Below are 15,035 nucleotides of genomic sequence, written 5' to 3'. Positions count from 1 at the left end.
GACCTTATCCAGTTTTTTTTATGAGGAAATTATGGAACAAAGACTTTTAAAAGAAAATGTGTTTAAAGCATTAATGATATTTGCCTTGCCCTATATGTTTTCAAACTTCTTACAAGTATTATATGGTTCGGCAGATTTATTTGTTGTAGGACAATTTGGACATACCTTTGATGTCTCAGGAGTTTCGATAGGAAGTCAAACGATGGCTTTAATTACTAATCTTATTTTAGGACTTACTACAGGGGTTACGGTTTTATTAGGACAATATCTAGGAAGTAAATCTTATCGAGATTTATCGAAAACGATTGGTGGAGCTATTGTTTTATTTTTAATCATTGCTTTAGGTTTAACTTTTGTGATGTTGTATTTTAATAATGAAAATACACTTTTAATGAATACACCAAAAGAAGCTATTGAAGCAACGAAAAGCTAATTAAGTATATTATCTTTATTGTCGGATATAATGTTGTCAGTAGTATTTTAAGAAGATTAGTGGATAGTAAAACACTTTTATTGTTTGTTTTTATTGCGTGTATCATTAATATTATTGTTGATTTTGTTTTAGTAGGATATTTTCATTTGGGAACAAAAGGGGCTGCCATTGCCACTGTATCAGCATAAGGGTTTTCTTTTCTCTTTGCATTAGTTTATTTATGTAAAAAGGGAATAGGGTATTCGTTCTATAAAGAAGATATTTGTTTTTCAAAATATATTCAAAAGATAATGCAAATAGGTTTTCCTTTGGGATTACAAAGTGTATTTGTTAATATATCATTTTTAATTATTACGATTATTGTTAATCAAATGGGCTTAATTGCTTCTGCTTCTTTAGGTGTTGTTGGAAAATTAATGGAATTTTTAATGTTAACAGCCATTGCCTTAGGAAGTGCTTTAGCTTCTCTTATTGTTTTAAATGCAGGAGCTAAACAATATAAGCGTGCTAAACAAACATTAAAATATGCAATCATGATATCTCTTGCCTTCGCAATTGTTGTAACAACGATTTGTGAAATCGATGGAACAATACTTACGCGTATTTTTACCAATAATCAAGATGGTATTAAAAATGGTGCCTTGTATTTAAAAACGTATTCTATTGATTGTTTACTTACAAGTTTTTTATTCTGTATTAATGGTTATTTAAATGGTTACGAAAGAACTGTCTTTACGATGGTACATAGTTTAGTAGCGGCTTTTGTTGGAAGAATTCCTTTAACTTTATTATTTTCTAAAATACCAAACGTAACACTGTTCCATATGGGAATTGCTGCCCCATTATCTACAATGATTTCTTTAATAATGATCTTTATTTATTTTAAGAAAACAAAATTTGATAATATTAAAGAGAGATAAGTTACATTATTACTTAGAAAAAAGAAATATTTTATTTTTTTTGTAACAATATATCTTTTTTATAAATTCTATTGCTTAGTTTATTTTGAATCTTTATGATTAAAGATAGGTGATGAAAATGATTAAAGCGATATTTTTAGATATTGATGGAACATTGATTTCGGGGAAAAGACCTTCTATAAAAAAAGAAGTGATTGAAGGATTAAAACAAGTAAGGAAAAAAGGAATTCAATTGTTTATAGCCAGTGGAAGACATATGTTAGAGCTAGAAGAACTAAAACTTGTTGAACAGTTTGAATTTGATGGCTATCTTTTATTAAATGGTGGCTATTGTACAATAGGTTCACAAATTATTTATGATAATAAAATACCTCAAGAGGATTTAAAAGAAATTGTAAAGATTGTAAAAGAAAACAATTATCCTTGTTTATTTATTGAAAGCAATCAAATGTATATTACTCATGTAAATCAAAGAGTCATAGATGCTCAAGCATCTATTTCAACAATGATTCCACCAATAAGTAATCAAATCAATATAGATAACATTTACCAAGTAGATCCTTATGTAGATGAAAAAGGAATAAAAGAAATTATAAAAAATACCAAACATGTCAAAGTCACAAAATGGCATGACTATGCCTATGATATTGTTCCCAAAACAGGTGGGAAAGCAGCGGCTATTCAAGCTGTTTCAAAACATTTTGGTTATCAAAAAGAAGAATTAATGGCTTTTGGTGATGGACATAATGATATTGAAATGTTAGATGTCGTAGGTTATCCTATTGTGATGGGAAATGGCAGTGATGAAGTAAAACAACATGCATGTTATATTTGTGATGATGTTGAAAAAGAAGGAATTTTAAAAGGATTAAAACATTTTAATCTTATTGACTAGGAGAAAAGAGTATGAGAAGAAAAGATAGAGAAATTACTGATTTTGATGAAATGATGAAAATTATTGCAAAGTGTGATACTTGTCGTTTAGCGCTGTTTGATGATGAATTTCCCTATATCATTCCTTTAAATTTTGGTACAAATATTGAAAATGGACAACTTTATCTATATTTCCATAGTGCTAAAGAAGGAACAAAACTTGATTTAATAAGAAAAAATAATAAAGTTACTTTTGAAATGGATTGTGAACATAATATTATTATGTATGATGAAAGAATGTCATGCACAATGGGGTATGAAAGTGTCATTGGACATGGTATTGTAGAATTTGTCGAGGATAAAAATAAGATTGCTGCGTTAAAAATCTTAATGAGACATTATCATGAAGAAGATTTCAAATTCAATGAAAAAGTCGCAATGATGACAGAAGTTTTCCGTGTAAAAGTATTAGACATGACAGGTAAAAGAAGAGATAATATTCATCCTGAAGAAAAAGTAAAAAGACATATTACGTTAGAGTAAAACCTTGGCATTGCCAAGGTTTTTAAAACTGATAAACATCTTCACCTAATAGATTTAAAGCATTTAAATCAATAATTTGATAAGTACCACGTTTAGTTTTCTTTATATATTCCTTATCTAAAAATAATTGAAGAATACGTTGGAGTTGACGATAACTACAACCAATCAATTCAGCAACGACTACAAAATTATCTTGAACAATAGAGTTTTTATGAGAAACAACAAAGTAAGCCGCTAATCTATTTTCAACTGGATAATTTAATGAAATAGACTGATTCTGAGTTGATTTAGAAAGCTTGCTGGCAAGATTTTTTGCGATGGTTTTCATAAAGAAAACATCATTCATTAATATTTCATGATATTTAGAAAGGGAAATAGTTGCACAAATACAATCTTCATAAGCAATCACATTATTAATAATAGGAGATTGAGTGATAAATTCTAAATCACCAATAATAGAGTAGGGACTATTAAAACTGCATAACATACTATTTCCATTCGCATTAATATGGTTTACTTTCACTTTTCCTCTTAAAAGAATATAAATATAATTAAGCTTTTCACCTTGATGTAATAAATATTCGTCTTTATTTAATTTTTTGATTTCAATATATTGATAATTATCAACGTGAAGAATTTCTAATTTTTTTAATTCATTTAAATAATTCATCTAAATCACCATCACCAATATGACATATGTCGTATTTATAATCAAGTTCAATCACTATAATTCTTTCTGGAGGTGATCTTGATGAATTTTGTATTAGCCACATTATGTGGGATTATTGTAACGACAATGAATGTATTTAATGGGCAATTATCAGATTATACAGGGGTCTATTTATCAACAGTTATCATTCATTTAGTTGGTTTAGTTACTTTTTTAATTATTATGAAAATCAAAGATAAGAAAGTTTGTTTTAAAAAACAAATTCCTATATATATGTATTGTGGAGGATGTATTGGGGTATTAACTGTTATTTTTAATGTTTTTGCGATTGGTAAGATAGGAGCTTCTTTAATGACAGCACTAGGATTATTAGGACAAATGATGACATCTTTGTTGTTAGAAAATAAGGGATGGCTAGCGACATCTATTCGAAAATTAAATATAGGAAAGATCATAGGATTAGCAGTTGTTTGTTTAGGAATAGGAGTGATGTTATTATGATTTCTATTATATTTTCTATTCTATCAGGAGTTACAATTGTTTTAAGTCGTAGTGTCAATGGGATGCTTTCTAAGAAAATGGGAGCTTATCAGGGAACGTTTTATAATTACTTTACAGGCTTTATAACAAGTTTGATTTTAATGCTTGTTTTGATGATTGTTGGTGTTCAACATATAAATATTTCTTTAGATAAAACGAATTTGATGATGTATTTAGGTGGAATCATAGGGGTTTTTAATATCTTGATTTTAAATATTATTGTCCCTAGAATATCACCTGTTATCCTTACTTTATTAAGCTTTATTGGACAACTTGTCAGTGGGATGGTGATTGATGCTTTTGTATATAACATGTTTTCTATTTCAAAGATTTTAGGATGTTTGATTGTTATTGCTGGTTTAGTGATTTATCAATTAAGTGAAGAAAAAGCATAAAAGAAGATCAGTTTAGATCTTCTTTTTGCTTTCTTGATATTGTTTTCGATAATCAGCAGGTAAGCCACCGAATTGTGAAGAAAATTGTTTATAGAAATAGTTTAAATTAGAAAAACCATTTTCTTGCGCTATTTGATAAATAGGTTTGTTTGTATTAATTAACTGATTACTAATAGCTTCCATTCGATAATAATTGATTAAACGTTTAAAAGATAGACCAGTTGATTGATGGATCATTCTTGAAAGATAGTCAGGGTTATAGCCAAAACATTGGGCTGTTTTTATTAAGGAACATGATTGATAATGATGTTGAATATATTGAATGATTTCTGTAATATAACTTTTATTTTTGTTTCTAAAATGTTCTTCCATATTGGCTTGATATCTTTGTGTCATTTTAACAAAGAGAAGTAAGAAATAAGAATCTATAATAGTTGTTAAGAATAAAGAAGGATCTAAATACTCACATAAAATACTTTCAATTAAATTATTTATATCTTCATAATCATCCTCTCTGTTTTTGAAAATAACATAATCTTCATGTTTGGCCGTATGATCTATGATATTTGTTAGAAATGTTGTAATTGGATTGGAAGATGTAAATTTAGAAATAAATGCTTCATTAAAATATGATCGATTCATTTGAAAATTAAAAATGATATCGTTTTCTGAAGGTGGAAGAATTGTATGCTTTGAATTAATATCTAATAATAAGATATCACCAGTATGTAAAATAATTTCTTTGTCATTAACCATTGCATAACAATGGCCAGAGTAAACATATTTCAATTCTATGTAGTTTCTAATATGAATAGGGATAAAAGAAAAGCGTGTTTGTTTTGTACAAAAAATTGGTAAATTCAATACATCATCTGTTATCTTTTGATTGTCATAGAAAATAGCATGTTTTCCATTTATTAAATCAAGTTTATCTTGTTTTGTAAGTTGAAAAGAATAATTTTTATCTAATAAATCTATGTTTTTAACATAATCACCTGTATGACTTGGATGTGTTTTATAATATTTTTCTCTATTTGTTAAAGGAATAACCTTGTTTCTAAACTCTAATTTATTCATTTTTTATCACCGGGTTAATCTTAACATGAAAAGTAGGATTTTGACAGTGTTATAGTAGGATAGTGGTATTTTAAATAAACCAAATATTCTATATGATAATAGTGTAAGTTAACTTAACAAGTAAAAAACATGGAGGAATAAGATTATGGCAAAGGATTATACTTTGTTAGCGAAAACAATCGTTGAAAATGTGGGCGGTGATGAAAATGTTATTTCTTTAGTTCACTGTGCAACGAGATTAAGATTTGAAGTTATTGATAGAAATAAAGTAAATTTTGATATTTTAAAACAAACAGAAGGTGTTATTACTGCCATGGAAGCAGGTGGACAAATTCAGGTTGTTATTGGAAATAAAGTAGATCAAGTTTATGATGCTGTTTTAAAGTGTTCACATATTAATTCAGATATACAAAATGAATCAAAAAGTGAGAAAAAGGGCGTATTAAATACATTGTTAGAGACAATTTCTGGAATCTTCTCACCAATGTTAGGTGTTATGTGTGGTGCAGGGATGTTAAAAGCGTTACTTATTTTATGTACGACTTTTAAATGGTTAACACCAGAAATGGGAACTTATCGTATTCTTTATGCAGCCGCGGATAGTGTTTTTAATTTCTTACCAATTATTTTAGGATATACAGCTGCAAAAAAATTCAACTGTAGTCCATTTGTGGCTATGGCTATAGCAATGTCATTAGTTTATCCAGATATGACAGCTGCTTTTTCTGGAGGAGAAAAACTTACATTTTTAAATATTCCAGTAACATTAGTAAGTTATACATCTTCTGTCATGCCAATTATCATTTCAATTTATGTTATGAGTAAATTTGAAAAATTATTGAAGAGGATTTTACCAGAGGTATGTAAGTTATTTTTAACACCATTATTAGAATTAATGATTATGGTTCCTGCAACATTTTTAGTTATTGGACCAATTATGGATCAATTTGGTAAATTACTTGCCTCAGGGTATACAGGATTAGTTGGAATTAATCCGATTATAGCTGGTGGAGTAATTGGATTATTATGGCCTATGGCTGTTATTTTTGGATTACATTGGGGATTCTTTCCTATTGTTATGAATAATATTGCAACTTTAGGAAAAGATACATTATTTGTTATTACTGGACCTAATAATATGGCACAAGCGGGAGCAACACTTGGTGTGTTTTTAAAAACAAAAGATAAAAAATTAAAAGAATTATCCGGTTCAGCTGCATTTTCTGCCGTTCTTGCAGGAATTACAGAACCAGCTATTTATGGTGTTACATTACCATATAAAAAACCGTTTATTATCGGAGCAATCTTTTCTGGAATTGCGGGAATGATTGTAGCTGCTGCTGGAACAGCGATACCAACAGTTTTAGGAACTTCATTACTATCGTTACCAGGTTATATTGGTCCTGGATTTGTTGGATTTGTTATTGCATGTGCGATTGCATATTTTGGATCAGCAATCTGTACTTATTTATTTGGATTTAATGATTCAATGTTAAATAAAAACTCAGAAAAAGAAGAAAATACTCAATTAAATGATGAAATCACTTTAAAAGATGAAACACTATCAAGCATTGTAGAAGGAGAAATGATTCCTCTTGAAGATGTGAAAGATCCTACATTTGCAGGGAAAATGATGGGTGATGGTGTCGCTTTTAAACCAAAGAGTGGATGTGTTGTTTCACCAGTTGATGGTAAAGTAATCATGGTTGCTAAAACTGGACATGCTATTGGCCTTAAATCAAACAATGGAGCAGAAATTCTTATTCATATTGGAATGGATACAGTAAATATGAATGGAAAAGGTTTTGATGTTAAAGTACAACAAGGACAAGCTGTAAAAAAAGGTGATTTATTAGTAGAGGTTGATTTACAAGAAATTGCAGATGCAGGATATGATGATATTATTCCTGTCATTCTTACTAATACAGTAGCGTATGATCAAATTATTCCTATGGAATATGGTAAAAAAGAAGAACAAGAAAATATTATTGAGTTAAAGGTAAAAAAGTAATATGGAAAAAATAAGAACAATAATTACACAAGATGCAGAAGTAGATGATCAAAATTCGTTACGTCATATTCTTCTTTATGCAAATGATATTGAAATTCAAGGTATTATACAAACATCTTCTGTTTTTCATTGGATTGGTCAAAGGGGAACACAAGGCCCAGAAGATAAACCTGATTATGATAACGTCTACCGTTGGACGGGAACAGCTTGGATGAAGGAAGTCATTGATAATTATGAATCAGTTTATGAAAACTTAATTCGTCATGATAAAAACTATCCTACACCACATTATTTGCGTTCAATAATCAAAGTAGGAAATATTGGTTATCCGGGAGAAATGGATAACCCTACTGAAGGTTCAAAACTTATAAAAGAAAGAATATTAGATGATGATTTAAGAACGCTGTATATTCAAGTATGGGGTGGAACAAATACAATAGCTAGAGCATTATTTGATATTGAACAAGAATATAAGGATTCATCTTGTTGGCAAGATTTAAAGAATAAAATTGAAAAGAAAGTTGTTATAACAGCATGTGGTGAACAAGATAATACTTATAGAGATTACATTGCCGAAGTTTATCCAAATATACAATTTGTCAAATGTTTACAAATGAAAAGTTATGGCTATGCTTGGAATATGATGCCAGAAGGTAATAGTAAAGAAAATTTGAAAGCAGATTTCTTTAAGAAAAATATCTTACATCATGGGGCATTATTAGATAAATATGCAACATGGGCTGATGGACAATATTATGAAGGAGAACCTGAAAGATGCCAATTTGGTGTTAATAAAGAATTAATGAAAAATTGGTGGGGTATAAAAGCTGGAATGGGAGAGCATGTTCATTATGATTTCTTATCTGAAGGAGATTCACCAACTTATTTTTGTTTATTTCCATGGGGATTACGTGGTTTAGAAAATTTCTCTTATGGTAGTTTATCAGGAAGATTTGAAAAAGATAATTCGCAAAAAAATAGTAAGGGTGAATTATTAAATTATTGGAACCCTGTAGATGATGCTTATACAGATATTCATGGAAAAACAGTTTATACAGAATCGATGTGGGGATATGTTGAACATATTCAAAATGATTTTGCTGCAAGAGCTAATTGGTGTATTTCTAATATTAATGATGAACAACCACCAGTAGTTGAAATTGAAGAATCCAAAGATTTCCTTGTAACAAAAGGACAAGAAATACAATTTCATTTAAAAATGCAAGAAAATGTAGATTACTTTATCAAATATTATCAAGATGCTTCTTCATATAAAAAATGTATTGATACACATATAAATAATAATGTTATAAGTATTAACCTTCCAACTGATTTAAAAAATAAAGATCAACTACATTTTATTATAGAAGGTAAAAATAAAGATAAGCATAGACTTGCAAGATTTGCTCAAATCATTTTTACAGTAAATGAATAAAAGAAGATCAGTTTAGATCTTCTTTTTGCTTAATATGAGCTTTTCTTTTTCTGATCTTTTTAATTGTTTAATTTGATACTCTCTTTTTAAAGCCTCGCTTTTATGTTCAAAAGTTTCAAAATAAACAAGTTCGACTGGTCTTCTTGCCTTTGTATATTTAGCACCTTTACCAGCGTTATGGGCCTCAATACGCTTTTCTAGCTGATTTGTCCAACCAGTATAAAGTGTTTGATCACGACACCTTACGATATAAACGTAATTATTTTGTTGTTGAGCCAAAGCCACCATTTCTTTCTTCAGTGACATCATCATCTTCAACAATTCCAAATTCAAAGAAAATACCTTGAACCATTCCTTGTCCTGCTGTTAAAGAAAGAGATTTATCTTCATTACTATCATTTGTAAGTTTTACAAACATATGACCTTCATTATCACTATTATAATAATCACTATCAATAATACCTACTGTATTATTAAGTTGTAAACGATATTTAAATCCTAAACCACTACGAGGATATAAACCTAATACCCAACCATTTTCAATACGTACACGAATACCTGTAGGAATTTTAATAGTTTGTCCTGGATTTAATTCAAAATCAATAGGACTATAGAAATCATATCCAGCTGATCCTTTTGTGGCACGTTTTGGAAGTTGAATGGAATGATAGATTTCTTCTACTTCTTTTTCATTATATTGAGGAAATGAATCCATGAAATCATTTTTAAATTGGTTATATGATACTTTTTCAAATTTTGCGATTTTTTTCATAATTTTTCTCCTTTTTACTTCTCTATTATAGAGGAAAAAAGAAAACAAGAAAATAAATAATTTCATCACTTGACATAGGGAAATGAGATTGTTATTATATGTGTAAATTATAAGATATAGTATTAAATACTACATAAGATAGTTAAAAGAGGTAATATGTATGAAAAGAACAAAATTAGATGATCGTGTTTTACCTGTTTATACAAAGGGTGAAGAAATATTTAATATGGTAACTCATATTGTAGGTGGGGCGATGGGAATAGCCGCATTAGTTTTATGCATTATTTTTTGTCATGATGGTTATGGCTTATTTTCAGGGATTGTTTATGGAATTTCGATGATTCTTCTTTATACAATGTCAGCTATCTATCATGGTTTATCACCTAAGCTTAAAGCAAAGAAAGTTTTCCAAATTATGGATCATTGCAGTATCTTTGTATTGATTGCGGGAACTTACACACCGGTTTTACTTTGTTCAATAAGAGAAGTTGATGCTAAATGGGCTTGGATTTTATTTGCAGTCATATGGATCATGACGGTGATTGGAATTACGTTAAATGCAATCGATATTAAAAAATATCAAACTTTTTCAATGATTTGTTATTTAGTGATGGGTTGGTGTATTATTTTTAAAATCAATCTCTTACCACAAGCAATAGGAATGAATGGTATTTGGTTACTTGTTTCAGGAGGACTTGCTTATACAATTGGTGTTATTTTCTATGTATTACAAAATAAGATTAAATATATGCATAGTATTTGGCATTTATGGATTTTAGTTGGTTCTATCTTACATTTTTTATGTATTATCTTATATGTTCTTTAGAATTTATAAAAATCATAAATATATTTTTTACAAAGTCCTTTGTTTATATAAACATTGGATTTTTTTATTTTGTAAAAACGTAAAAGAACTATAAAATCAATATTATTTGTGATAGAATGGATTGGACGTCGAATTATTTTAAGTAAAATAATTCGAAAAAAAGTATGGGCCAATAGAGCATAAAAGTATATTTTTTTTTTTTGATTGGCTATAATACAAATACATAAAAAATACGAAAGGGGATATTTGGCGTGAAAATAATAAAAAGAAATGGGCAAGAAGCAATTTTTGATGAAGTAAAAATTACTAATGCAATTATTGGTGCTAATAAAGAAGTTGTTGAAACAGAAAGACTTTCTGAAGAAGAAATAGATAATATTACAAATGACATTAAATATAAATGTCAAAAAATGAAAAGAGCATTAAGCGTTGAAGAAATTCAAAACTTAGTAGAAGATGAATTAATGAAATTAAATGCTTTTTCTGTTGCCAGAAAGTATATTACATATCGTTTTCAAAGAGCACTAGCAAGACAATCTAATACAACTGATGATCAAATTTTAAGTTTGATTGAATGTGCAAATGAAGAAGTTAAACAAGAAAACTCTAATAAAAACCCTACAGTAAATAGTGTACAAAGAGATTATATGGCTGGAGAAGTTAGTAAAGATTTAACAAGAAGAATTTTACTTCCAGAAGATATTGTAAAAGCACATGATGAAGGATTGATTCATTTCCATGATGCTGATTATTTCTCTCAACATATGCATAACTGTGATTTAGTAAATCTAGAAGATATGTTACAAAATGGAACAGTTATTTCAGAAACAATGATTGAAAAACCAAAGAGTTTTTCTACTGCATGTAATGTAGCTACTCAAATTATTGCTCAAGTAGCAAGTTCTCAATATGGGGGACAAAGTATTACATTATCTCATTTAGCACCATTTGTTGATGTAAGTAGACAAAAATTTAGAAAAGAAGTTAAAGAAGAATTTGAAACTATTGGTTTAGAATTAGATGATGAAAAAATCAATGCTTTAGCTGAAGAACGTTTGAAAAAAGAAATTACTAAAGGGGTACAAACAATTCAATATCAAGTTGTTACTTTAATGACAACAAATGGACAAGCACCATTTATTACTGTCTTCATGTATTTAAATGAAGTACCTGAAGGACGTTTAAGAGATGACCTTGCTATGATCATTGAAGAAACACTTAAACAAAGAATGAAAGGTGTTAAAAATGAAAAAGGTGTTTATATTACACCAGCATTCCCTAAATTAATCTATGCTTTACAAGAAAACAATATTGAACCTAATAGTCAATATTATTATTTAACAGAACTTGCTGCAAGATGTTCAGCAAAACGTTTAGTTCCTGATTATATTTCTGAAAAAGTAATGAAAGAATTAAAAGTTGATCAAAATGGAAATGGTCAATGTTATCCATCAATGGGATGTAGATCTTTCTTAACACCTTATATTGATGAAAATGGTAAACCAAAATACTATGGACGTTTCAATCAAGGAGTTGTGACAATCAACTTAGTTGATGTGGCTTGTTCATCAAAAAGAGATATGAACAAATTTTGGCAAATCTTTGATGAAAGATTAGATTTATGTTATAGAGCTTTAATGTGCAGACATGAACGTTTAAAAGGAACACCAAGTGATGTGGCACCTATTTTATGGCAACACGGAGCATTGGCTCGTCTTAAAAAAGGTGAGACAATTGATAAATTATTATACGGTGGTTATTCAACAATTTCTCTTGGATATGCTGGATTATATGAATGTGTTAAATATATGACAGGTAAATCACATACAGATCCAAGTGCAACACCATTTGCAATTGAAGTGATGCAACATTTAAATGATGCATGTACAAAATGGAAAGAAAAAGAAAATATTGATTTTTCACTTTATGGAACACCAATTGAATCAACAACTTATAAATTTGCAAAATGTTTACAAAAACGTTTTGGTAAAATTGAAGGTGTTACAGATAAAAACTATATTACAAACAGTTATCATATCCATGTAACAGAACATATTAACGCCTTTGATAAATTAACATTTGAATCTCAATTCCAAAAATTATCACCAGGTGGAGCTATTTCTTATGTAGAAGTTCCAGATATGCAAGATAATATTGATGCGGTATTAGCAGTTATGAAACATATTTATAATAATATTATGTATGCTGAATTAAATACAAAGAGTGATTATTGTATGGCTTGTGGATATGATGGAGAAATCCAAATTGAAAAAGATGAAAATGGTAAACTTATTTGGGTATGTCCAAACTGTGGAAATAAAAACCAAGATATGATGTCTGTTGCTAGACGTACATGTGGTTATATTGGAACACAATTCTGGAATCAAGGAAGAACACAAGAAATCAAAGAACGTGTATTACACTTATAGAGATGAAATTTTCATCTCTTTTTTTCTATTTATTAACCAAAAACCAAAGAATGGAAAATGGTAAACAAGTTGTTGATGGAAATCTTGAAGGTATTAAAAAATCTTTAGAGGGCTCTCTTAAAAGATTAAAAACAGATTATATTGATTTGTATTATTTACATCGCGTTGATCCTAATGTACCAATTGAAGATATTGCGTATTTAATGAAGGATTTTATTAAACAAGGGAAAATCAAACATTGGGGATTATCAGAAGCAGGAATTGAAACCAAGCCCATGCAATATGTCTTTTAACAGCCGTAGAGAGTGAATATTCAATGATGTGGAGAGAACCAGAAGATAAGCTTATTCCTTTACTTGAAGAACTAGGTATTGGTTTTGTTTCTTTTGCTCCATTATGTAAAGGATTTTTAAGTGATGCTTATGATAAAAATGGTTTTCATGCAAAATTAAATGCACCAAGATTTAGTGAAGAAGCGCTTAAAAAGAATCAAGTAGTTGTTGATTTAGTTAATAAAATTGCAAAAGAAAAAAAGGCAACAGTTGCATAAATTTCTTTGGCTTGGGTATTAGCACAAAAAGATTTTATTGTACCTATTCCAGAAACAACAAAGTTGGAAAGATTAAAAGAAAATATTAAAGCAACCGAAATCAAATTTACAAAAGCAGAAGTTGAATCAATGAATCAAGCATTATCTCAAATGGATATCGAAAGTAGAAGGTTTGAACCAGGTTCTGATTTTGAAAAAAGAGTTGGTTTATATAAAGACGAGACATTCTCGCTTTTTTTGTTATGAAAAAAATTTGATGAATTGATAAATTTGTAAAAATATGTCGATTATATCTAAAAAATATGTAATACTGAAAGAAGTGAGGAAAGGAGAATAAGGTGAAAGATATTTATTTATTACTAACAAAATCAGATACTTTTATTTCTAAAGCAATTTATTTAATGACGCAAGACAGTTATACACATATTTCTATCTCTTTTGAAGAAAATTTACAACCGATGTATAGTTGTGCTAGAAAATATACTTACTCTCCAATTCCTGCAGGAATTAGAAATGAGTCATTTGAAAAGGGATTCTATAATAAAAATCAACATATTCCTTGTGCATTATATAAACTTACTGTTAAGAAAGAGATATATTATAAGGCAAAATTTATTTTAGAATCTATTTTAAATCATTCTCAAGATTATAAATATAATTTAATGGGATTGGTTTTATGTAAATTGGAAGTTCCTTATCGTAGAAATCATTATTATTTCTGTTCAGAATTTGTAAGTGAAATCTTGGCTTATAGCCAAGCTATAGAATTACCTAAGCTTCCTTGTTTAATGAAACCATCGGATTATTTATTATTTGAAGAATTAGAGTGTTTATATCAAGGAAATATTGGAGAACTTATAAAATATAGAGGTTTATGTTAAAGGATGATACATCCTTTTTATTATATCAATAGAATCTATAAAGAATTGTTGTATAATAGGAAAATATGAAAAGAGGAATTGAAATGAATTATGCAGAAATTAAGAATTTTGATATCGCTAATGGCTTAGGAGTTAGAGTTTCTTTATTTGTATCAGGATGCACGCATCACTGTAAGAATTGTTTTAATCAAATGACATGGGATTTTAAATATGGAAAAGAGTTTAATCAAGAAGTAGAAGATTTAATTATTGATTATTTAAAACCAGAACATATAACAGGATTGTCTTTACTTGGAGGAGAACCAATGGAACCAAGTAATCAAAGAGCGTTATTACCGTTTATTAAAAGAGTAAAAGAACTTTATCCACAAAAGGATATTTGGTGTTATACAGGTTATCTCTTTGATCAAGAACTTTTAAGTGAAAGTCGAGCAAGATGTGAAGTAACTGATGAATTGTTATCTTATATCGATGTTCTAGTAGATGGTAAGTTTATTGAAGAACTTAAAGATTTAAGTTTAAAGTTTAGAGGATCGTCTAATCAAAGAATTATAGATGTTAAACAAAGTTTAGAAAAAGATGAAATTATTTTATATAAAGATTTGAATGAAAATAGAAATTTTCAAAAATATGAATAAGACGATATACACTACATAATTAGATAAAATTATGCTATAATA

18 protein-coding genes and 1 pseudogene are annotated in these 15,035 nt (G+C 28.6%); 15 read left to right on the top strand and 4 right to left on the bottom strand.

From position 1 onward, the window contains the following. The first annotated feature begins 31 nt into the window (after window positions 1-31). The 5 genes from OCV55_RS03285 (at window position 32) to OCV55_RS03265 (ending at window position 2,769) form a co-directional block, all read left to right on the top strand. A complete protein-coding gene (locus OCV55_RS03285; RefSeq protein ID WP_267309790.1) occupies window positions 32-433 on the top strand; it encodes an MATE family efflux transporter in 402 nt (133 codons plus the stop codon). Window positions 434-492: 59 nt separating this feature from the next. Next, complete coding sequence (locus tag OCV55_RS03280; RefSeq protein ID WP_394802849.1) at window positions 493-621, top strand: hypothetical protein; 129 nt, start codon at window positions 493-495, stop codon at window positions 619-621. A gap of 120 nt (window positions 622-741) precedes the next feature. Continuing rightward, complete coding sequence (locus OCV55_RS03275) at window positions 742-1,353, top strand: MATE family efflux transporter (protein WP_267309789.1); 612 nt, start codon at window positions 742-744, stop codon at window positions 1,351-1,353. A 118-nt stretch (window positions 1,354-1,471) separates the two neighbouring features. Next, the gene (locus OCV55_RS03270) at window positions 1,472-2,248 is read left to right on the top strand and encodes a Cof-type HAD-IIB family hydrolase (protein WP_119362486.1); all 777 of its coding nucleotides are present in this window, start codon (window positions 1,472-1,474) and stop codon (window positions 2,246-2,248) included. 11 nt (window positions 2,249-2,259) lie between these two features. Further along, a complete protein-coding gene (locus OCV55_RS03265; protein ID WP_147579786.1) occupies window positions 2,260-2,769 on the top strand; it encodes a pyridoxamine 5'-phosphate oxidase family protein in 510 nt (169 codons plus the stop codon). A 22-nt stretch (window positions 2,770-2,791) separates the two neighbouring features. Here the strand turns inward: OCV55_RS03265 and OCV55_RS03260 are convergent, their stop codons facing one another. Next, window positions 2,792-3,439: a cyclic nucleotide-binding domain-containing protein gene (locus OCV55_RS03260; protein ID WP_147579785.1), complete on the bottom strand. Its 648-nt coding sequence runs from the start codon at window positions 3,437-3,439 to the stop codon at window positions 2,792-2,794. An 81-nt stretch (window positions 3,440-3,520) separates the two neighbouring features. Here OCV55_RS03260 and OCV55_RS03255 point away from each other — a divergent pair, with 81 nt between their 5' ends. Both OCV55_RS03255 and OCV55_RS03250 read left to right on the top strand, forming a co-directional pair. Beyond that, window positions 3,521-3,940: a DMT family transporter gene (locus tag OCV55_RS03255; protein WP_147579784.1), complete on the top strand. Its 420-nt coding sequence runs from the start codon at window positions 3,521-3,523 to the stop codon at window positions 3,938-3,940. Then, window positions 3,937-4,374: a DMT family transporter gene (locus OCV55_RS03250; protein ID WP_147579783.1), complete on the top strand. Its 438-nt coding sequence runs from the start codon at window positions 3,937-3,939 to the stop codon at window positions 4,372-4,374. The genes OCV55_RS03255 and OCV55_RS03250 overlap by 4 nt, the downstream gene beginning before the upstream one ends. A gap of 12 nt (window positions 4,375-4,386) precedes the next feature. Here the strand turns inward: OCV55_RS03250 and OCV55_RS03245 are convergent, their stop codons facing one another. Then, entirely contained in the window at window positions 4,387-5,451 is a 1,065-nt protein-coding gene (locus OCV55_RS03245) for an AraC family transcriptional regulator (RefSeq protein WP_147579782.1), read from the bottom strand. A gap of 145 nt (window positions 5,452-5,596) precedes the next feature. On the opposite strand from OCV55_RS03245, the gene OCV55_RS03240 reads away from it, so the two are divergent. Both OCV55_RS03240 and OCV55_RS03235 read left to right on the top strand, forming a co-directional pair. After that, the gene (locus tag OCV55_RS03240) at window positions 5,597-7,462 is read left to right on the top strand and encodes a beta-glucoside-specific PTS transporter subunit IIABC (RefSeq protein WP_147579781.1); all 1,866 of its coding nucleotides are present in this window, start codon (window positions 5,597-5,599) and stop codon (window positions 7,460-7,462) included. 1 nt (window position 7,463) lies between these two features. Then, window positions 7,464-8,897: a DUF1593 domain-containing protein gene (locus tag OCV55_RS03235; RefSeq protein ID WP_147579780.1), complete on the top strand. Its 1,434-nt coding sequence runs from the start codon at window positions 7,464-7,466 to the stop codon at window positions 8,895-8,897. A 12-nt stretch (window positions 8,898-8,909) separates the two neighbouring features. Here the strand turns inward: OCV55_RS03235 and OCV55_RS03230 are convergent, their stop codons facing one another. Together OCV55_RS03230 and OCV55_RS03225 are read right to left on the bottom strand one after the other, a co-directional pair. After that, window positions 8,910-9,203 (bottom strand): GIY-YIG nuclease family protein, encoded by a 294-nt coding sequence (locus OCV55_RS03230; RefSeq protein WP_227352209.1) that lies wholly within the window; start codon window positions 9,201-9,203, stop codon window positions 8,910-8,912. After that, a complete protein-coding gene (locus OCV55_RS03225; protein ID WP_147579779.1) occupies window positions 9,157-9,669 on the bottom strand; it encodes a dCTP deaminase/dUTPase family protein in 513 nt (170 codons plus the stop codon). The genes OCV55_RS03230 and OCV55_RS03225 overlap by 47 nt, the downstream gene beginning before the upstream one ends. A 160-nt stretch (window positions 9,670-9,829) precedes the next feature. Here OCV55_RS03225 and trhA point away from each other — a divergent pair, with 160 nt between their 5' ends. The 6 genes and pseudogenes from trhA (at window position 9,830) to nrdG (ending at window position 14,993) form a co-directional block, all read left to right on the top strand. Next, window positions 9,830-10,495, top strand: a complete 666-nt coding sequence (trhA, locus tag OCV55_RS03220) for a PAQR family membrane homeostasis protein TrhA (RefSeq protein ID WP_117347692.1) — start codon at window positions 9,830-9,832, stop codon at window positions 10,493-10,495. A 251-nt stretch (window positions 10,496-10,746) separates the two neighbouring features. Further along, on the top strand, window positions 10,747-12,924 hold the full coding sequence (gene nrdD / locus OCV55_RS03215; RefSeq protein ID WP_117814008.1) for an anaerobic ribonucleoside-triphosphate reductase: 2,178 nt from the start codon (window positions 10,747-10,749) through the stop codon (window positions 12,922-12,924). After that, entirely contained in the window at window positions 12,849-13,217 is a 369-nt protein-coding gene (locus tag OCV55_RS03210; RefSeq protein WP_394802848.1) for an aldo/keto reductase, read from the top strand. The genes nrdD and OCV55_RS03210 overlap by 76 nt, the downstream gene beginning before the upstream one ends. Window positions 13,218-13,240: 23 nt before the next feature. Beyond that, window positions 13,241-13,720, top strand: a pseudogene (locus tag OCV55_RS03205) (aldo/keto reductase). Window positions 13,721-13,812: 92 nt separating this feature from the next. Next, entirely contained in the window at window positions 13,813-14,355 is a 543-nt protein-coding gene (locus OCV55_RS03200) for a hypothetical protein (protein WP_147579778.1), read from the top strand. Between the two features lie 83 nt (window positions 14,356-14,438). Then, on the top strand, window positions 14,439-14,993 hold the full coding sequence (gene nrdG / locus OCV55_RS03195; RefSeq protein ID WP_032091169.1) for an anaerobic ribonucleoside-triphosphate reductase activating protein: 555 nt from the start codon (window positions 14,439-14,441) through the stop codon (window positions 14,991-14,993). Window positions 14,994-15,035: the final 42 nt, after the last annotated feature.

Origin of the sequence: [Clostridium] ammoniilyticum (assembly GCF_025566905.1) — a bacterium.
In the GTDB taxonomy this organism is placed as follows: Bacteria; Bacillota_I; Bacilli_A; order Erysipelotrichales; family Coprobacillaceae; genus Faecalibacillus; species Faecalibacillus intestinalis.
The sequence above is the reverse complement of the archived record's forward strand: the minus strand, read 5'-3'. Positions and strand labels throughout refer to the sequence as shown.